The following is an 18550-nucleotide window of genomic DNA, read 5'->3' as shown; positions in this document are numbered from 1 at the left end:
CGGTCGGGTTGACCGACTGTCGACCGGAAAACGTCCACCAATGGGACAGGACCGGTCGGACCGGCTGATTTTCGGCCTACCTACGCACTTCTTTCACGTTTCCGGGGCACCAGCCTCACACTTCCCCCTACTGTGATTCGCATCGCCCGCGGCAGCCGCGGGCCGGGGGAGTCACAGTCCGGTGCGGGGGCACCGCGAGGGGGATCCATGCCGAGCAGCGCCGCCGGGGCCGGAGGCGTCCGGACCAAGGTCAAACAGCAGCTGGCCCGCGCGGCCGGCCGGGTGCCCGGCGAGGGCGCCACCCTGCTGATCTACCACCGGGTGGGCGGCGGCACCGCCGACGAGCTCGACCTCGCCACCGCCGACTTCACCGCCCAGGCCGACCTGCTCGCCGAGCTCCCGCCCGGCCGGGTCGTCCCGCTGGACACCGCCGCCGACCGCCTCACCGCCGGCCTGCGCACCCCCAGCACCGTCCTCACCTTCGACGACGGCTTCGCCGACACCTACGAGACGGCCTGGCCGCTGCTCAGGGAACGCGGCCTGCCGTTCACGGTCTACCTGGCCAGCGGCCTGGTCGGCGCCCCGATGCGCTGGGAGGGCTCCACCGCCAAGGGCGCCCCCGCCACCGGCCTCAGCTGGGAGCAGCTGCGCGAGATGACCGCCTCCGGGCTGTGCACCGTCGCCAACCACACCCGCAGCCACGCCCGCCCCGAACTGCTCACCACCGCCGAACTCGACGCCTGCGGCGACGACGTCGAGGAACACCTCGGCACCCGCCCCGCGCACTTCGCCTACACCTGGGGCCGCCCCGTCCCGCACCTGGACGCCGCGCTGCGGGCCCGCTTCCGCACCTGCGCCACCGGACAGGTCGGCCGCAACCTGCCCGGCTACGACCCGGTCCGCTTCCACCGCGTCCCGGTCCGGCGCACCGACCCGATCGACTTCTTCCGGGCCAAGCTGTACGGCCGGCTCGTCCCCGAACGCGCCTACGCCCGGATCGTCGCCACCGCGAAGGCGGTGGGCGCCGGTGCCTGACCAGCTCCCGCTCCGCCTGCGCGGCGAGGGCGGGCGGCCGCTGCGGGTCGCCCACCTCACCACCGTCGACATGTCGCTGCACCTGCTGCTCGCCACCGAACTCGCCGTCGACGTCCAGCACGGCCTGCACACCTACGGCATCAGCGCCCCCGGCCCCCACCTGGAGCGGATCGAGCAGCTCGGCGTCCGGCACCGGCCGCTGCCCTCGCTCACCCGCGCCTGGCAGCCCGGCGCCGACCTCGCCGCCGCCCGCGAACTGCTCGCCGAACTGCGCCGGATCCGCCCCGACGTGCTGCACACCCACAACCCGAAGACCGGCGTGCTCGGCCGGATCCTCGGCCGGCTCGCCCGCGTCCCCGTCGTCGTCAACACCTGCCACGGCCTGTGGGCGCAGGCCCACGACCCGCTCGCCAAACGGCTCGCCGTGCTCGGCGCCGAGGCGTTCGCCGCCCGCTTCTCGCACGCCGAGCTCTACCAGAACGCCGAGGACCGGGCCGCGCTCGCCAGGTGGGGCGTCCCCGCGCGGCGCTCCCGGGTGGTCGGCAACGGCATCGACCTCGACCGCTTCCCCGCCCCCGGCCCGGCCCGGGACGCCCTGCGCACCCGGCTGCGCGCCGAACTCGGCGTCGCCGAGGACGAGTTGCTGGTCGGCGGGGTCGGCCGGCGGGTCGCCGAGAAGGGCATCCGGGAGTACGCCGAGGCCGCCCGGGCCCTGGCCGGCAAGGCCCGCTTCGTGTGGATCGGCCCCGACGACCCCGACAAGCCCGACGCGCTGCGCGCCGCCGAGGCCGGCGTCGAGTTCCTCGGCCCCCGCGACGACATGCCCGCCGTGTACGCCGCCCTCGACGTCTTCGTCCTCCCCTCCCACCGGGAGGGCTTCTCCCGCTCCGGCATGGAGGCCGCCGCCAGCGGCCTGCCCCTGCTGCTCAGCGACATCCGCGGCTGCCGCGAGATCGGCACCCACGACGAACACCTGCTGCTCGCCCCGGCGGCCGACGCCGCCGCCCTCACCACCGCCCTCGACCGGCTCCTCACCGAGCCCGCCCTGCGGATACGCCTGGGCGCGGCGGCCCGCCGCCGCGCCCTCGACCGGTTCGACCAGCGCGCGGTCGCCCGGGTCTCGCTGGAGACCTACGCCGCCGTCGCCCGCCGCCGCGGGCTGCGCTGGACCACCGACTGACCACCGACCGCGCACCGACTGCGCACCGCGCGGCACCACGGCCGCCCGCACCGTCACCACCGCCGCGCGCCGGGCAGCCCCGGGCGCGCCCACCACACCACGACGCACCGACCCAGTTGGGGGAGAAATGAAGCGAGGGGGGGACCTCGCGGTCACCGTGCTGGCCGGGATCATCGCCGTCCCGCTCGGCCTGCTGATCGCCCTCCTGATCCGCGCCACCACGGGCGGACCGGTGATCTTCCGTCAGACCCGCACCGGCCGGCACGGCCGGGAATTCGCCATCCTCAAGTTCCGCACCATGCGCGACAAACGGCACGAGGACGAACCCGACGCCCCGCGCATCACCCGCCTCGGCGCGCTGCTGCGCAAGACCAGCCTGGACGAACTCCCGCAGCTGTGGAACGTCCTGCGCGGCGACATGGGCGTCATCGGCCCCCGCCCCACCCTGCCCGAGCAGGTCGTCCACTACTCCGACCGCCAGCGCGGCCGGCTCGCCGTCCGCCCCGGCCTCACCGGCTGGGCCCAGGTCCGCGGCCGCAACTCCATCACCTGGCCCGAACGCATCGAACTCGACCTCTGGTACATCGAGCACCACAGCCTCGCCCTCGACCTGCGCATCCTCGCCCTCACCGTGAAGGTGCTGCTGCGCCCCGCCGGCATCACCGCCGCCGGCGGCGTCAACCCCGGCTTCCCGGCCCCCGCCCAGCCCCCGGCCCCCGCCCCCGCCGAACCGGCCCCCGCCGAACCGGCCGCCGCCCGGATCGTGCTGCCCCGGCAGGCCACCGCGACCGCACCCCGGCTGGCCCGGGAGGAACTGCGCGGCTGAACCGGTACCTTCCGGAAGGAGGAGCCGACACGACGGACGGAGCACGGCACATGGTGTGGATCGCGGGCGCGGGCGGCGTCGGCCGGGAGGCGCTGGACGTGGCGCTCGCCGCGGGCGTCGAGGTCTCCGGGTTCCTGGACGACCGGCTCGCCGGGGGCCCGGTGCGCGGCCTGCCGGTCCGGAAACCCGCCGAACTGCCCGCCGGCGCACCGTACTTGATCGGCATCGCCGATCCGGCGGTCCGGGCCCGGCTGGCCGCCCTGCTGGACGCGGCCGGCGGCCACCCCGTCACCCTGGTGCACCCCCGGGCGATCATCGCCCCCGAGACCGAACTCGCCCCCGGCTGCCTGGTGATGGGCGGCGCGCACGTCTCCAGCAGCGTCCGCCTCGGCCCGCACAGCCAGGTCCACTACAACGCGACCGTCGGCCACGACACCCGCCTCGGCGCCCGGGTCACCGTCTACCCCGGCGCCAACGTCTCCGGCGCCGTCTACCTGGAGGACGACAGCACCGTCGGCTCCGGCGCCGTCGTCCTCCAGGGCCGCACCGTCGGCCGCGCCGCCTTCGTCGGCGCCGCCGCCACCGTCACCCGCGACGTCCCGCCCGCCACCACCGTCGTCGGCACCCCGGCCCGCCCGCTCACCCGCTGAGCACCGGTGCCGGAGGGCGTCGCCTAGGCTTCCCCGCATGGGAATTCCTGCGTTTCTGGCGGAGCTGCGCGAGGTGGTCGGGCACCGGCCGCTCTGGTTGTCCGGGGTGTCGGCCGTGGTGGTCGACGAGGACGGGCGGGTGCTGCTCGGGCAGCGGGTGGACAACGGGAGGTGGGCGCTGATCGGCGGCATCATCGACCCGGGGGAGCAGCCCGCGGACACCGTGGTGCGCGAGTGCCTGGAGGAGACCGGCGTGACGGTGCTGCCCGAGCAACTGGTCTCGGTGTCGGTCTCCCCGATGATCGAGTACCCGAACGGCGACCGCTCCCAGTACCTGGACCTGGTCTTCCGCTGCCGCCCGCTGTCCGGCGAGGCCCGGGTGAACGACGACGAGTCGCTCCAGGTCGGCTGGTTCCACCCGGACGCGCTCCCCGACATCGGGGACCGGCACCGCGACCACATCGCCCGCGCCCTGGCCGGAAAGGACGAGGCGCACTTCGAGCTGACGGGTCGTTAGCGAGGCGGGGGCGCGCGCCCGGCGCGCGCCCCCGCCCGCGGGTCAGAGCGTCCGGAACCAGTCCGCGGTGCGCCGCAGCCCCTCCTCCAGCGGGACGGGCACCACGTCCGGGAACAGCCCGCGCAGCCGCGCGTTGTCGGCCTGCGAGTCCCGCACGTCCCCCGGCCGCGGGTCGACGTGCGCGGCGGCGACCGGCGCGCCCAGCACGGCGCCCATCAGGTCGATCAGCTCCAGCAGCGAGGTCCGCGTCCCGAAGGCCAGGTTCACCGGGTCCGCGCTGACCACCCGGCGCAGCACCGCCTCGGCCAGCACCTGGGCGACCGTGCCGACGTAGGTGAAGTCGCGGCTCTGCCGCCCGTCCCCGTGCACCGTCACCGGCCGGCCCGCCAGCGCCGCGTCCAGGAACGCCGGGACCACCGCCGCGTACGCGTGCCCGGCGGCCTGCAGCGGCCCGAACACGTTGAAGAAGCGCAGCGGCAGCACGCCCAGGCCGTAGCAGTGGTGGTACGCGCCGAGGTAGGACTCGGTGGCCAGCTTGGAGACCGCGTAGGGGCTCATCGGGGCGGCGCGCATCGTCTCGCGCTTGGGCAGCTCCCGGTTGGCGCCGTACACCGAGGACGAGGACGCCGCCGCGACGTACAGGCCGCCCGCGCGGCGGGCCGCCTCCAGCACCTCCAGGGTGCCGGTGGCGTTCACCCGGTGGCTGGCCAGCGGGGCGGCGACCGAACGCGGCACCGACGGCAGCGCCGCCAGGTGCACCACCGCGTCGGCGCCGGTGAACGCCGCGTCCAGCAGGGCCGGGTCGAGGATGCTGCCCTCGAAGAAGGAGACGTCCACCCCCGCCAGGTTGGCCTTGCTGCCGGTGGACAGGTCGTCCACCACCCGGACCTCCGCCACCTCCTGACGCGACGTCAACTCCCGGGCCAGATTGGCCCCGATGAACCCTGCCCCACCGGTGATCACCACACGCACGGCCGCGCACCACCCCTCTGCTCGGGCCCGGGGAATCCCCCCGCCGGGCCATCGCCCGACTCTAGCGGCGGTCCCGTGCCCGCCGTGCGCGAAATCCCCACATGCGCAACCGAACCGCCGCATCCGGTGCGGCGGTCCGGAAGCGGAGGGTCCGGAAGCGGAGGGTCCGGAAGTCGGCGGTCCGGAAGCGGGCGGGCCGGGTCAGCGCTTGGGGCGGCGGGCGGTCTCCTCCGCCGCGTCCAGCACCGCCGCCAGGTCGCCGCCTGCGGTCGCGGTCGCCACCGCCGCCACCGCGCCCTCCACGAACGGGGCGTCGGCGAACCGGGTCGGGAACGGCAGGCCGTGCTCGTCGGCCGCGGCCAGCACCGTCAGCACGGTGCGCACCGGGCCGTCCAGGTCGCACAGCACCGCCACGCCGTGGCCCTGGTCGACCCGGCGGGCCGCCGCGGCCACCAGCACCGCGCTGCTGCCCGGCCCGTCGGCCAGCGCGCCGCCGGTCGCCGCGACCGGAGCCGGATCGTCCGCCTCCGTCACAGCCAGGGCCACCGCCCGCACCGCGTCGGCGAGTTCCTGGCTGTGCGACACCAGCACCAGGCCCACCCGCCCGTGCCCGGCCGGCCGGGCCGGGCGCGGCACCGAGGGCACCGGCGCGGTCACCGTGCCGGTCGCGGCGCCCACCGGCGGGGCCGACGGCGCGGTGGAGATCGGGATGACGTCGGCGCGGCTGCGGTCCCGCTGGTCCATCGGCTGCTCCCGGGTCGGTGGCGGACTGCTCGACCCCATCCTCACCCCGAGGCGGCGGCCGGGACGTCCTCTTAGCACAGGTGTCGCCGCCGGACGGCCGGATCGGCCCATCTGCACCGCCCCGCGGGCCGCGCGGGCCCCGATCGGCCCGCCCGGGCGGCCCGGGTGGCTAGGCTGGCCGCTCGACCACAGCAGGACCCAGCGGGAGGGTGAGCGGATGACGCCGGCAGAGGCGGCCCAGGCGGCGAACGAGCGGCGCAAGATCGAGCTCGACGTGAGCGGGGCCGAGTGGCAGAACGCGGCGGGCGACGAACAGGGCGTGCAGATCGCCTTCGTCGACGGGTACATCGCCATGCGCAACGGCGCGGAGCCGGACGGCCCGGCGCTGATCTTCACCCCCGCCGAGTGGCGGGCCTTCGTCCTGGGCGCCCGGGACGGCGAGTTCGACCCGCAGAAGTAGCGGAAGCAGCGGCGGCGGTCGCCGGACGTGCCCGGAATTCGGCCAACCCCGGCCCGCCGGTTGGCCCGGCGTTCACCGGCCCGCCACGCCCCGGACCAGGAGTTCCGGGGCGCGGCGGAGCGGGCCGGAACCCGCGCGCAGGTGACGACTGGGCATACGCCGAGGTTACAAAAGAGTTCTGATGGACCGAATCTTGTTGACTGGTCGACAAGCCTGCCAGCACAGTAAGAGCAGGCAGACGCCGTGCCTACCGCCCCCACGCGGTATAGGCACGGCGCCCGCTTGTGCTGCCCGTCAACGGCGCCGCTGACGGGCTCTCCCAGTCCCTGTGCCGCACAGGGGTGCGGCAGCCGTCGCAGCGGGAGTTGGCCCGACCGGGAAGAGCGACTCCCCGGGGTGGGCCGGAGCCCGGATTCCGCACGCCCCCACGCGGCGGTGATCCGGGCAAGGTTCGCGGACGCGACGGCACGAGGGCCCCGCGAACCTGGCTCTGGGTTTGTTTTATGTGGCTGTTGTGGCGCCGACCTGATGGCACCTCGACCGCCCGGAGCCCGCCGGAATCACCCGCAGGCTCAAGGAACCGTCTAAGGACCATTGAATCAGCAAATGGTGCTTGGAGTTCACACGACCGCGTGCGCAGTGAGGGAATGCGCGCAAGGCACGCTGCGACAAGCCACCCCCTGTGGATCTCGCCCCGGAGCGGCCGTCGTGCTGAACCGAACGTAGCCCGGACGGTTGCTCAGAGTCAACATTGGTCCCTGAGCGTAGATCTCGGCCTGATCGCGGACCCGCGCACCGGCCCCCACCCACCGGACACGTACGATGGGCCCATGTCATTTCTCCGCCGTCGCTCCGGACAGCCCGCCGGCCCGGACTTCGACGTACTGGCCATGGATCCGGGCGACTGGCCCGGCGACTTCGGCGCCATGATCCTGGCCGGTCAGGACGGTTCCTGCCAAGGCATCTTCCTGCAGTACGACCTGCTCGGCGGCCGCGGCCCGGCCATGCTGATCGGCAACGTCCCGCAGGAGTCGCCCGCCCGCGAGAGCGAGGACGGCGTGCCGATCGAGGCCCGCCAGCTGCTCGCCTCGCTGGAGAACGAGGAGCAGGTCGACTTCGTCTCGGCCGAGGACTTCCCGGTCATGCTCGGCGACGACCTGCTGATCGTCCGCAAGGTCAAGGTCACCGAGGAACGGCTCTACTGCTCGCAGTTCGGCCGCAGCGACGGCGTCCAGGTCACCATCGCCTCCTGGGACCGACCGATTTCGGACGACCTCTACCAGCTCCTCAAGCCGCTTCCGGCGGAGATGTTCCAACAGGGCTGACGCGCGATGCCCCGGCCGCCGCTGCTCACCCGCCGCCTGCACGTGGACCTCCGGCGCACCGCCGGCGCGGCCTGTCCGGCGTCCTGAACCACCCAGTCACGGACGCCCGACACCCCCCACGCCGCCCGCCCGGAGGCCCCGCCATGACCCGCACCGCAGCGCAGCCGACCGTCCCCACCCCCGCTCCCGCGGACCCCGCCGCCGACGGCGCCGTCGAACGGGCGCTCGCCCGGCTGCCCCGGGTCGTCGACCTGCTGGCCGCCCGGGCCGCCGAGCACGACCGCGACGGCACCTTCCCCTACCAGGGCGTCGAAACCGTGCACGAGGCCGGGCTGCTCACCCTCACCGTCGGCCGGCGGCACGGCGGGCCCGGCGCCGGACTGGCCGACACCGTCCGGGTGCTGGCCCGGCTCGGCCGCGGCGACGCCTCGGTCGCCCTGCTCGCCGCGCACACCCTGCTGCACCACGCCGAACAGGCCCGCACCGCGCCCTGGCCCGCCGCGCTCTACCGGCGGCTGCTCACCGAGTCCCGCCGCGGCCCCGCCCTGGTCGGCACCCTCCGGGCCCCCGCCGGACGCCCGCCCGCCGTCACCGCGCACTGGCAGGGCGACGCCTGGCGGCTCGTCGGCCGCGCCCCGCACTGCCCCGGCGCCGAGGCGCTCGCCTGGCTGGTCGTCGAGGCCCGCACCGCCGAGGACCGGACCGATCGGAACCGGCCACGCACCGGGCTGTTCCTGGTCCGCGCCGACAGCCCCGGACTGGAGATCGACCCCGCCGCCGACCAGCTCGGCCTGCGCGCCGCGGCCGGCCACGACGTCCTGCTGGAGGACACCCGGATCGGCACCGACGCCGCCCACCTGCCCAAGGGGCCGGCCTTCCCCGCCGACCCGCTCGCCGCGGCCTGGCGCCAACTCGCCCTGACCGCCGTCCTGCTGGGCACCGCCCGGGCCGCCCTGGACTGGTCCGCCGGGCGGCTGCGCGGCACCGCCGCCGTCCACCGCCGCCCGCTCGGCGAACTCGACGCCGCGCTCACCGGCGCCGAGGAGCTCGTCCACGGCCTGGCCGCCCGCACCGACGCCGACCCGGCCGCCGCCACCCGGGCGCCCGCCGTCCAACTGCTCGCCGCCCGCACCGCCGCGGACACCGTGCAGCGGACCCTCACCCTCACCGGCAGCACCGGTCTCGACCGCCGCCACCCGCTGGAGCGCCACCTGCGCGACACCCTCAGCCTGCGCACCCAACTGCCCGCCGAGGACACCGTGCTGGACGCCCTCGGCGAAGCCCTGCTGGGTGGCTGAAACCCGCCGGTCGGGTCTCCGGCGCCGGACTAGCGGGTGCCGACCGCCGCGCGGACCGCGCGGCGGGCCAGCGCCGAGTCGTCGTACAGCCGGCGGATCATGATCCGCTGCTCCTCGCCCGCGCCCGGGACGTCGTGCAGCCGCAGCTCGCGCATCAGCACCAGCACCAGGTTCACCAGGAACGCGTCCCGGGCCAGCGTGCCGCCGGACTGGGCGAGTTGGCTGATCTGGCGGCGGGCCGCGGTGTCGCCCGACAGCACGCTCCACAGCACCGCCAGGTCGTAGCCCGGCAGGTACCAGCCGGCCTGCTCCCAGTCCAGCAGGACCGGGCCGGACGGGGCCAGCAGGATGTTGCCGAGCAGCGCGTCGCCGTGGTTCAGCTGCCACGGCACCGAGGACAGGCCGTGCAGCAGGCCGCGCAGGTCGCCCGCGTCCCGGTCGGTCAGCAGGCCCAGCGAGTGGTACCGGGCGATCTCGGTCTGGTAGTCCATCGGCTTGCCGAACACGTCGGTCGGCGGCCGCCACAGGTTCAGCGTGCGCACCGCGCCCAGCACCGCGCGCACCTCGCCCGGGGTCGGCGCGTTCACCGGGTGCCGCTCGCGGGCCGCCGGCCGACCCGGCACCCGCTCCAGCACCAGCACGCAGCGGTCGTGGTCGGCCGCCACCAGCCGCGGCAGCCGCACCGGCGGACGGTGCCGGACGAACGCCCGGTACACCGCCACCTCGTGGTGGAAGCGCTCGATCAGCTGCTCCGCCCGCTCCCCGCGCAGCGCCGCCGGCGCCAGGCACTTCGCCACCACCGGGGCCCGGCCGATGGTGCCCGCGATCAGGATGTGCCGACTGCCCTCCCGCAGCACCTGGCGCGGCAGGAACGCCGGACATATCCGCGCGACGTTGGCGAGCACCGCCCGCACCGCCGGGGTCTGCAGCGCGGCCGGGTCCACCCGGTCCACGAACGCCTCCGGGGCCCGGCCCGCGGCCGGCCGGCCCAGCCGACCGGCCTGGTCCGCCACCGGACGGGTCACCAGGGTGGTGCGCCCGCGCGGGTCGCGCAGCTCCGCGCCGCGCGGCGCGGGCGGCCCGCACCGGCGGTCGGGGGCGCAGGGGGAGCGTGACGGGCGTGCGGCCGCGGCGTCCACCCCGTTCGGGGACGACGAGCGGGTACCGGTGCTGGCTGTGGAGTACATGGGCTGGTGAGGGTCCTTCCTTGACCGGCGGCAAAGCTGAGGGTGGCCCGTCGACTGGGGTCGGGCCCGCCGGGTGGGGCGCGGGCGCCGGGCACGGCCCGCGGCCCGCCGGAACCGTCCGCACCCTGGGGAAGTACGTCCGTCCCGACCACCGCGCCCTGCCCGGCGCCCCCGCGCCACCCGGTCGCGCCACCCCCCGCTGCACCGCTCCCGGAAGGCCGTCCGACACGCCGTCGGATCGGGATCCGGGCCGGTCGGGGGCCGTTCCGGCGCGGAGCCGGGGTGGCGCATACCTACCTGACACCCGGACGGCACTGGCACACCACGTAGCGCACCCTGGCGAACCCTGGCGAATGGTCGCTTGGCATGTGACAGAGCCACTAGGGTCGGGAACCAGCCGAGGATCCTGGGGGCTTCAGTTGAGCAAGGGGCCGAACACCAGACTGGCCGACCACTTCGCCCTGACCGGATGGTCCAAGGGCGAGCTGGCCCGGCTGGTCAACCGGCGGGGTGCCGCGCTGGGCGAGCAGCAGCTGTCCACCGACACCTCCCGGGTGCGGCGCTGGATCGAGCACGGCGAGATCCCGCGCGACCCGGTGCCGAGGGTGCTGGCCGCCGTGTTCACGGAGCGGCTCGGCCGTGTCGTCACCACCGAGGACCTCGGTCTCGAACGACACCGGCCCACCAGGCACGGCAGCAGCAGCGCAGCACCGCCGAAGGAGCCCTGGGCACCGGATCGGACGGCCGCGGTCCTCACCGAGTTCACGGGAATGGACCTCATGCTGAACAGACGCGGACTGGTCGGCGCCTCGGCCGCCCTCGCGGCGGGCGCGGTCATCGCCGACAACCTGCACGACTGGCTCACCGGCGGCGCGGTCGCCGAGGCGGCCGCCCGCCCGGGCCCCCGCCCCGTCCTGGTGCAGGGCGGGGCGCACCCCGTCCTGGACGTCTACGAACCCGGACCGGTCGGCAACGACGAGGTCGCCGCCCTCGAACGCGCCGTCGACGTGTTCCGGGCCTGGGACGCCTCGCGCGGCGGCGGACTCCAGCGCAAGGCCGTGGTCGGCCAGCTCAACGAGGTCGGCGGCCTGCTCACCCACGGCCACCCGCCCGCGCTGGAGCGCCGGTTGTGGACGGTCGCCGCCAACCTCGCCGTGCTGGCCGGCTGGATGTCCCACGACGTCGGCCTCGAACCCACCGCCCAGCGCTACTTCGTGATCGCCGCGCAGGCCGCCCGGGAGGCCGACGACCGCCCCCGGGCCGGCGAGGCGATCTCCCGCGCCGCCCGCCAGATGCTCCACCTCGGCCGGGCCGACGACGCCCTCGAACTCATGCAGCTCGCTAACGCCAGCGCCGGTCCCCGCGACGGCACCCAGCCGCGCACCCGGGCCATGCTGCACACCGTCGAAGCCTGGGCGCAGGCCTCGCTCGGCCGCTCCGAGGCCACCCACCGGGCGCTCGGCGAGGCCGAGGAGCTGTTCGTCCAGGACAGCCCCGAACCCCCGCCCAGCTGGATGCAGCTGTTCAACGAGGCCGAACTGCACGGCATGCAGGCCCTGGTCTACCGCACCCTCGCCGAGCACGACCCCGGCGCCGTCCCGCTCGCCCTCCGGCACGCCCGGGAGGCGATCCGGCTGCGCCAGACGACCGGCCGGGAGCGGTCCGCGCTGCTCGACCGGATCACCCTGGCCTCCGTCCACTGGATCTCCGGCGAACCCGACGAGGCCCAGGTGCAGGCCAAACTCGCCCTCGCCTCGATCAACGACACCTCCTCCAAGCGCACCTGGGACCGGCTGCGCGAGATGTACCGGCTCTCCACCCGCTACCGCGGACTGCCCGAGGTGGCCGAACTCCGCGACCGGATCCACGCCGTGCTGCCCGCACCCCGCGGACCCCGCCCGATCTGACCCGGTCCGATCCGACCCCGTCCGATCCGACCCTGCCCGATCCGACCCGGTCCGCACCGGCTCCGTCCGCACCGGCTCCGGACACCTCCGGCCGGGGGTGTCCGAATGCCGAACAACGGGCTGATTCGCGCCCGAACGCACCGCACATTCCGGAAGGGGTCGATCCGGTACGGACGGACCCGGTTTGGCGCGGTCACCGGGCGGAAATCCGTTGCCCTGTGTGCGGATCGGCCACCCAGGCGGTAACCTTCGGTGATTCCGGCGCCCGGGCGCCTGAGCTGTGCCAACCGACCCCGGCGACGGAAATCCCGTTGCCACGACGACCGCCGCAACGGATGCTGACCTCATGTTCGAGCCAGTGATAGCGCCCAGCGCCAGCCTCCTCGGCCTCCTCCAGAGAGGCCGCGGAGACGGGCAGCTGCATGCGTTGGCCGCAGACCGCGACGAGGCGATCGCCGCCGTCGAGACCTGCGTCACCAACGACCCCCGCGCCGACTGGCAGGTCGAGAACCGCTCCTTGTACTACGCCCGCCTCTACATGGAGCTCGAAGCCCCCCTCACCGGCATCGAGCTCCACCTGCACTCGCCCGAGGACAGCCTCGACACCGACGAGGCCCGCACCGGCCTCGCCCTCGCCGTCCTGGGCCACCTCGCCGGCTACGGCCGCCGCGACGCCCTCGACCTGCTGCGCGCCTACACCACCACCGGAACCAACTGGGCCTGGGCCCTCGACGAACTCGCCCTGCGCGACACCGACGAGGCCCTGCTCGCCCTCGCCCCCGCCGTCCTCGACCGCTTCCCGGCCGACCCGGAGGGCGACGCCGACCTGCGCGAGACCATCCGCGCCGCCTACGAGCCGCGAGTATGGCGGCTGTGGGCCCCGCACCACCCCAGGGTGGCCGCCGCCACCGAGCAGTCACCGTTCGACCTGTGGCAACGGCAGCTCAACCGCCCCGGCGTCACCCCCGGCTGGTCCACCGCCGACGTGCTCGCCTGGGCCGACCAGGGCGAGGGCACCGCGCCCGACGCCCTCGCCCGCCGCGCCGCCGCGGCCGCCCGCTGCCTCACCGCCGTGGTCCGCCCCGAGGACGTCCCGCTGCTGCACGACGCCGCCGCGCACGGCCCGGCCGGCGCCCGCTGCGCCGCGCTGCGCCACCTCGTCGAACAGCGCGACCCGGCCGCCGCCGGATTCATCGAGACCGCCGCGGCGGACCTGGACCACCGGGTGGTCCGCGCCTCGCTGGAACTGCTCGGCCGGATGCGAGGTCCCGAGGCGCTCGCGCACGCCCGCCGCTGGGCCGACCCGGCGACCGGCGGCGCGGACAGCGCCCTCGCCCAGGCCGCCGTCCGCCTGCTCGCGGACGCCGGTGAACCCTGCGACGCCCCGCTGGTCGTCGCCGCCCTGCACCAGTGGATCTCACTGAACGGCGTGGCCGGCGCCGCCCTCGGCAGCCTGGTCGACGGCGTCGGCCGGCTGCACGCCACCGCCGCCGTCCCCGCCCTGCGGCACGTCTACGGCGAGGCCGCCTCCTCCGAGCTGCGCGGCCGCGCCGCCCAGGCGCTCGCCGTCACCGACCCCAACTTCGGGGCCGGCCCCGCCGTCGAGTGCCTGTGGGACTGCGAGGAGTCCACCCGCGAGCTCGCCGCCACCCACGTCACCACCACCGGCGACGTCCGGGTCCTCGAACGCCTGCGCCGGCTCGCCGCCGACCCGGCCGAGGAGGCCGAGGTGCACGCGGCGGTCCGCGGCCGGCTGACGGCCCGCGACCGGTAGGGTTCCCGCCATGCGCCCACGACTCCGCCACCGCTCCGCCGCGCCCCTCCTCGCGCTGGGCCTGGTGCTCGGCGCGGCCGGCACCGCCGCGGCGCACGTCGAGGTCGGGTCGCCGACCGCGCAGGCGCTCGCCGTCGACGCCGAGGTCGCCTTCTCCGCCGAGGGCGAGTCCTCCACCGCGGGCATCACCGACGTCAAGGTCGTGCTGCCCGCCGGGCTGACCCCGGCCGACCTCACCCTGGCCAAGGCCCCCGCCGGCTGGACGCTCACCCCCACTGCCGAGGGCTTCACCGTGGCCGGCCCCGCGCTGGCGCCCGGCACGGCCGCCGAGTGGACCGTCCGGGTGCTCCAACTCCCGGACGCCGCCTCGCTGGTGTTCAAGACCCTGGTCGACTACTCCGACGGCCACACCGACCGCTGGATCGAACTCCCGCAGGGCGACACCAAGCCGCAGCACCCCGCGCCGGTGCTCGCCCTCACCCCGGCCGCCCCGGGCGCGAGAGCGCTGCCGACCGACGGCGTGACGCTGTTCGCCTCCGCGTCCGCGTCCCCGCCTGCGTCCGCGTCCGGGTCTCCGTCCGCGACCCCGTCCGGGTCCGCGTCCGCTCCCACGGTCGCTGCCGGGGGCGGCGAGGACGGCGGCGGCACCACCGCGGTGGTGCTCGGCGGCGTCGCGGGCGTCGCGGTCCTCGCCGCGCTGGTCGTGCTGGTGCTGCGCCGCCGCAAGTCGGCCTCTTAGCGCGGTAGTTCGTCGCCCCCGCGCTCGTTCCGGCCCGGCCGGGGCGGGCGCGGGGGCTTCGTCGTGCCGGGGGTGTCCGGGTCAGGCCGGGACGGGGGCCGGGGTCTCGGGCCGGTGCGGGAGGTGGCGGACGGTGGGGGAGAGCAGGGGGAGCAGGGTGAGTGCGGCCTGGGCGAGGGCGGCGGTGGCGGCGAGGGCGGGGGCGCCGAGGCGGGTGGTGAGCGGGGCGCAGGCCAACTGGCCGAGGGGGATGGCGAGGTAGGAGAGGGCGTCGGCGTTGGCGGAGACCCGGGAGAGGACGTCGTGCGGGAGGTGTTCCTGGACGGAGGTGTTCCAGGCGGTGGCGGAGAGGGCGAGGCCCAGGCCGGAGGCGAGGGCGGCGGCGAACAGCCAGGGGACGGGGGCGCGGAGGCCGAGGGCGAGCAGCGGGAGCGGCAGGAGCAGGCCGGCGAGTTGGCCGGTGGCGAGCAGGCGGCGGGGGGCCAGCCGGTAGGCGGCGGTGTCGGCGAGCAGCAGCCCGGCGCCGCGGGCGGCGAGCAGGGTGCCCCAGAGGGCGGGCCCGGCGAGTTGCGGGCCGAGGATCTGCCAGGGGCCGACCAGCAGCAGGTTGGTGGCGCAGAACGACCAGGTGGTCCACCAGACCCAGCGGGTGCGGCGGAACATCGTCCAGCCCTCGCGCAGGTCGGTGCGGAGGGCGGCGCGGAGGGCGGTCGGGCGGCTGCGGGCGGGTCCGGCGGGCAGCCGGGCGAGCAGGTACGCGGCGGGCAGGTAGCTGAGGGCGTCGAGGGCGACCGCCCAGCCGGGGCCGACGCCGGCCACCAGCAGGCCGGCCAGCGGCGGGCCGAACAGCTTGCTGCCGTTCGCGGCCATGCCCAGCAGGGCGTTGGCGGGCCGGAGCCGGTCGTTCGGGACGAGTTCGGGGAGCACGCCGCGCAGGGCGGGCGAGGTGAACGCGGTGAGTGCCCCGTTGAGGAACTCCAGGGCGGCGAACGGGCCGAGCGCGTAGTGGCCGGTGAGCAGCAGGGTGGCGGCGGCGCCCTGGCTGAGGCCCGCGCCGAGGTGGGTGGTGAGCAGGACGGTGCGCCGGGGCAGCCGGTCGGCGACCGCGCCGCCGAGCAGCAGCAGGGCGAGCAGCGGGAGCATCCGGACGGCGAGGACGGTGCCCAGGTCGGCGGCCCGGCCGTGGGCGGCGTCGAGGACGGCGAAGGCGAGCGCGACGGGGGCCATCGAGCTGCCGAGCAGGGAGATCGCCCGGCCGGTGAAGAAGCGGCGGAAGCCGGAGTGGTGAAGGAGTGGTGGAAGCACCCGCAGAGTGTGCGAGCGGTCGTGCCGGGGCCTCTATCGTTTCGGGTTCCACCGAAAGGTCACCGGAGGGAGGGCGGCGCGTGGTCGTGCTGCGTCTGGATTCGCTCGCGCTGTCGCGGTCCCGGTTCGCGCTGTCGCCGTTCGCCGAGACGCTGGCGGCGATCGTCCAACTGGCCCGCCCGTACAGCGAACCGTGGGCGGTGCCCTGGCGGGAGCGGCACCGGCCGGCGTTCCTGGCGCGGCTGGCGGAGGACGGGTACGCGCGCGGGCTGGTGGAGCTGATCTCGGCGACCAAGTACCTGCCGGGGCACCTGACGCTGCCGCCGGGCGGCGGGATGGAGACCGCGCTGGAGGCGGAGCTCGCCGAGGTGGCCCGGGTGCCGGACGAGGTCGCGGTGGCGGGGCTGCGCACCGCGCAGGAGCACGCCTGGGCGGGCCAGCGGCTGGACTGGCTGGGCGGCCGCGGCCACGGGGCGCGGGCGGCCGCGCTGTTCCGCGAGGTCTGGGACGCGCACCTGGCCGCGGACTGGCCGGCCCGGCGGGCGGGCCTCCAGCGCGACGTCACCTACCGGGCCGGGCTGCTGGCCGCGCACGGCTGGCCGCGGGCGCTGCACCTGATGAACCGGACCAGCGCCTGGGTCGGCACGGACGCGATCCGGTTCAGCGACCGCCCGGGCCCGGACCGGCTGGTCGGGTCGGACGGCCTGCTGTTCGTCCCGGTCACGGCGCAGCGCAGTTCCTGGCTGTGCGAGGCGCCGGGCCGCCCGTTCGCGATGGTGTACGCGGCGCGCGGCTCCGGCGGCGGGACGGGCGGGAGCGGTGACGGGCGGGCGCTGGCCCGGCTGCTCGGCGGCGGGCGGGCGCAGATCCTGGGCCAGTTGGAGACGCCCGCCACCACCAGCGAACTCGCCCTGCTGCTGGGGCAGTCGGTGGGTACGGTCGGCGGCCACCTGGCGATCCTCCGGGACACCGGCCTGGTCGACCGGACCAGGGTGGGCCGCCGGGTGCTCTACCACCGCACCGAGCTGGGCGACCGGTTGGCGGCGGGGCCGGGCCCCGGCTGAGCCCGGCACCGGTTGGGCCGGGCACCGGCTGGGCCCGGCCGCCGGTTGGGCCCGGAACCGGCTGGGTCCGGCGCTGGCTGAGCCCGGCACCGGTTGGGTCCGGAACCGGCTGGGTCCGGCTCCGGTTGGGTCCGGCCGCCGGTCAGGCGACGCAGAACTCGTTGCCCTCGGGGTCGCGCATCACCCACCAGTGGCCGGCCGGGCCCTGCTGCTGCTCCTCGATCCGGGTGGCGCCGAGCCCCTCCAACCGGGCGACCACGGCGTCGAGTTCGCCGCCGGAGTGGACGTCGAGGTGCAGCCGGTTCTTGCCCTGCTTGGCCTCGGGGACGTCCTGGAAGAGGATCCGGCGGCCCTGGCCGATGCCGCTCACCGGGTCGTACGGGTCCTCGGGGTGGCGGACGGCCGAGTAGCCGCGGAACAGCTTGCGGCCGCCGCGTTCCAGGACCGCGGCGGCGGGGAGCCGGCCGGCGGCGAGCAGGCCGTCGATCAGTGCGGTCGGGTCCTCGACCTCGTACCCGAGGGCGGCGGCCCAGAACTCGGCGAGTGCGGCGGCGTCCCGGCTGTCCACGACCAGTTTCCAAGTGAGCGTCATGCCAAGGGATTCAATCGCACGTCAGATCGAGCGGCAACGATCTCCGGGGGGTCGGTGCGTCGCCCGACGAGGGGCGGGGACGGTCGGCCGGGGGCTCCGGCGGACCGTCCCCGCGGGACGTCGGCGGCGTCAGTGCACGGCGCCCGCGTCCGGGGCCAGGGTGCCCGCGGTGACCAGGGCGATGATGGTGATGCCGAGCAGGATCCGGTAGACCACGAACGGCGTGAAGCTGTTGTGCGAGATGTACTTCAGGAACCAGGCGATCGCCGCGTAGCCGACCGCGAAGGCGATCAGGGTGGCCAGGATCGTCGGCCCCCAGGCGGGCGCCGGGCCCTCGCCGATCTTGAGCAGTTCGAGGCCGCCGGAGGCCAGTACGGCGGGGATGGCGAGCAGGAAGGAGTAGCGGGCGGCCGCCTCCCGGCTGTAGCCGAGGAACAGGCCCGCGCTGATCGTGCCGCCGGAGCGGGAGACGCCCGGGATCAGGGCGAGTGACTGGGCGGCGCCGTAGATCAGGGCGTGCCTGAAGTTCAGCGACTCGATGCTGCGGGCGTTGCGGACGGCGCGGGAGCGGTCGGCGACGGCCAGGACCACGCCGAACAGGATCAGCGTGGTGCCGATCAGCCGCAGGTCGCGCAGGGTGGTCTCGATGGTGTCCTGGAACAGCTTGCCGAGGATGCCGATCGGCAGCGTGCCGATGATCACGTACCAGCCGAGCCTGGCGTTCTGGTCGTGCCGCCACTCGGCCCGGAACAGCGAGAGCGTCCACGCCTTGATGATCGCGCCGATGTCCTTGCGGAAGTAGATCAGCACCGCGGACTCGGTGCCCAGCTGCGTCACCGCGGTGAACGCCGCGCCCGGGTCGTCCCAGCCGGCCAGGGCGGAGAAGACCCGCAGGTGGGCGCTGGAGGAGACCGGCAGGAACTCGGTCAGCCCCTGCACCAGGCCGAGCACGGCCGCGTGGAACCAGTTGATCAC

The 18550-nt window shown here is 75.7% G+C and carries 19 protein-coding genes; 13 read left to right on the top strand and 6 right to left on the bottom strand.

The annotated features are described in order from the left end of the window. The first annotated feature begins 207 nt into the window (after positions 1–207). The 5 genes from OU787_RS05240 to OU787_RS05220 all read left to right on the top strand — a co-directional run bounded on the left by OU787_RS05240 (position 208) and on the right by OU787_RS05220 (position 4208). On the top strand, positions 208–1035 hold the full coding sequence (locus OU787_RS05240) for a polysaccharide deacetylase family protein (RefSeq protein ID WP_268658687.1): 828 nt from the start codon (positions 208–210) through the stop codon (positions 1033–1035). Further along, positions 1028–2215 carry a glycosyltransferase gene (locus OU787_RS05235; protein ID WP_268658686.1) on the top strand — a complete coding sequence of 396 codons (1188 nt, stop codon included), beginning with the start codon at positions 1028–1030 and terminating at the stop codon, positions 2213–2215. The genes OU787_RS05240 and OU787_RS05235 overlap by 8 nt, the downstream gene beginning before the upstream one ends. Before the next feature lie 127 nt (positions 2216–2342). Then, positions 2343–3041, top strand: a complete 699-nt coding sequence (locus OU787_RS05230; RefSeq protein ID WP_268658685.1) for a sugar transferase — start codon at positions 2343–2345, stop codon at positions 3039–3041. A gap of 50 nt (positions 3042–3091) precedes the next feature. Continuing rightward, positions 3092–3691, top strand: coding sequence for a NeuD/PglB/VioB family sugar acetyltransferase (locus OU787_RS05225; RefSeq protein WP_268658684.1), 600 nt, complete (start codon positions 3092–3094; stop codon positions 3689–3691). A gap of 37 nt (positions 3692–3728) precedes the next feature. Further along, positions 3729–4208, top strand: a complete 480-nt coding sequence (locus OU787_RS05220; RefSeq protein ID WP_123557214.1) for an NUDIX hydrolase — start codon at positions 3729–3731, stop codon at positions 4206–4208. A 42-nt stretch (positions 4209–4250) separates the two neighbouring features. On the opposite strand, the gene OU787_RS05215 is transcribed toward OU787_RS05220, so the two are convergent. Continuing rightward, a complete protein-coding gene (locus OU787_RS05215; RefSeq protein WP_268658683.1) occupies positions 4251–5180 on the bottom strand; it encodes an NAD-dependent epimerase/dehydratase family protein in 930 nt (309 codons plus the stop codon). Between the two features lie 201 nt (positions 5181–5381). After that, the gene (locus OU787_RS05210) at positions 5382–5924 is read right to left on the bottom strand and encodes a PTS-dependent dihydroxyacetone kinase phosphotransferase subunit DhaM (RefSeq protein ID WP_081966911.1); all 543 of its coding nucleotides are present in this window, start codon (positions 5922–5924) and stop codon (positions 5382–5384) included. 217 nt (positions 5925–6141) lie between these two features. Between OU787_RS05210 and OU787_RS05205 the strand changes: the two genes are divergently transcribed. The 4 genes from OU787_RS05205 to OU787_RS05195 all read left to right on the top strand — a co-directional run bounded on the left by OU787_RS05205 (position 6142) and on the right by OU787_RS05195 (position 9007). Further along, positions 6142–6384, top strand: coding sequence for a DUF397 domain-containing protein (locus tag OU787_RS05205; protein WP_268658682.1), 243 nt, complete (start codon positions 6142–6144; stop codon positions 6382–6384). An 830-nt stretch (positions 6385–7214) separates the two neighbouring features. After that, positions 7215–7709, top strand: a complete 495-nt coding sequence (locus OU787_RS05200) for a hypothetical protein (RefSeq protein WP_030460187.1) — start codon at positions 7215–7217, stop codon at positions 7707–7709. Between the two features lie 6 nt (positions 7710–7715). Next, positions 7716–7796, top strand: a complete 81-nt coding sequence (locus OU787_RS34775; protein WP_359783877.1) for a putative leader peptide — start codon at positions 7716–7718, stop codon at positions 7794–7796. A gap of 56 nt (positions 7797–7852) precedes the next feature. Beyond that, complete coding sequence (locus OU787_RS05195; RefSeq protein ID WP_268658681.1) at positions 7853–9007, top strand: acyl-CoA dehydrogenase family protein; 1155 nt, start codon at positions 7853–7855, stop codon at positions 9005–9007. 29 nt (positions 9008–9036) lie between these two features. Here the strand turns inward: OU787_RS05195 and OU787_RS05190 are convergent, their stop codons facing one another. After that, positions 9037–10194 carry an aminoglycoside phosphotransferase family protein gene (locus OU787_RS05190; protein WP_327059354.1) on the bottom strand — a complete coding sequence of 386 codons (1158 nt, stop codon included), beginning with the start codon at positions 10192–10194 and terminating at the stop codon, positions 9037–9039. A gap of 419 nt (positions 10195–10613) precedes the next feature. On the opposite strand from OU787_RS05190, the gene OU787_RS05185 reads away from it, so the two are divergent. The 3 genes from OU787_RS05185 to OU787_RS05175 all read left to right on the top strand — a co-directional run bounded on the left by OU787_RS05185 (position 10614) and on the right by OU787_RS05175 (position 14614). Then, on the top strand, positions 10614–12101 hold the full coding sequence (locus OU787_RS05185) for a DNA-binding protein NsdB (protein ID WP_268658680.1): 1488 nt from the start codon (positions 10614–10616) through the stop codon (positions 12099–12101). Positions 12102–12447: 346 nt separating this feature from the next. Further along, positions 12448–13875: a hypothetical protein gene (locus OU787_RS05180; protein ID WP_030460191.1), complete on the top strand. Its 1428-nt coding sequence runs from the start codon at positions 12448–12450 to the stop codon at positions 13873–13875. A 10-nt stretch (positions 13876–13885) separates the two neighbouring features. Further along, a complete protein-coding gene (locus OU787_RS05175) occupies positions 13886–14614 on the top strand; it encodes a DUF1775 domain-containing protein (RefSeq protein WP_268658679.1) in 729 nt (242 codons plus the stop codon). An 81-nt stretch (positions 14615–14695) separates the two neighbouring features. On the opposite strand, the gene OU787_RS05170 is transcribed toward OU787_RS05175, so the two are convergent. Continuing rightward, a complete protein-coding gene (locus tag OU787_RS05170) occupies positions 14696–15919 on the bottom strand; it encodes an MFS transporter (RefSeq protein WP_268658678.1) in 1224 nt (407 codons plus the stop codon). 80 nt (positions 15920–15999) lie between these two features. Between OU787_RS05170 and OU787_RS05165 the strand changes: the two genes are divergently transcribed. Continuing rightward, positions 16000–16983 (top strand): ArsR/SmtB family transcription factor, encoded by a 984-nt coding sequence (locus tag OU787_RS05165; protein ID WP_268658677.1) that lies wholly within the window; start codon positions 16000–16002, stop codon positions 16981–16983. Between the two features lie 142 nt (positions 16984–17125). Here OU787_RS05165 and OU787_RS05160 read toward each other — a convergent pair whose 3' ends face one another. Continuing rightward, positions 17126–17575: a VOC family protein gene (locus OU787_RS05160; protein ID WP_030460195.1), complete on the bottom strand. Its 450-nt coding sequence runs from the start codon at positions 17573–17575 to the stop codon at positions 17126–17128. 129 nt (positions 17576–17704) lie between these two features. Further along, entirely contained in the window at positions 17705–18547 is an 843-nt protein-coding gene (locus OU787_RS05155) for an undecaprenyl-diphosphate phosphatase (protein WP_268661808.1), read from the bottom strand. Positions 18548–18550 lie beyond the last annotated feature (3 nt).

Origin of the sequence: Kitasatospora sp. YST-16 (genome assembly GCF_026802215.1) — a bacterium.
Classification (GTDB): domain Bacteria; phylum Actinomycetota; class Actinomycetes; order Streptomycetales; family Streptomycetaceae; genus Kitasatospora; species Kitasatospora cineracea.
Note: the sequence above shows the minus strand (reverse complement) of the source record. Positions and strands in the feature narration are given on the sequence as shown.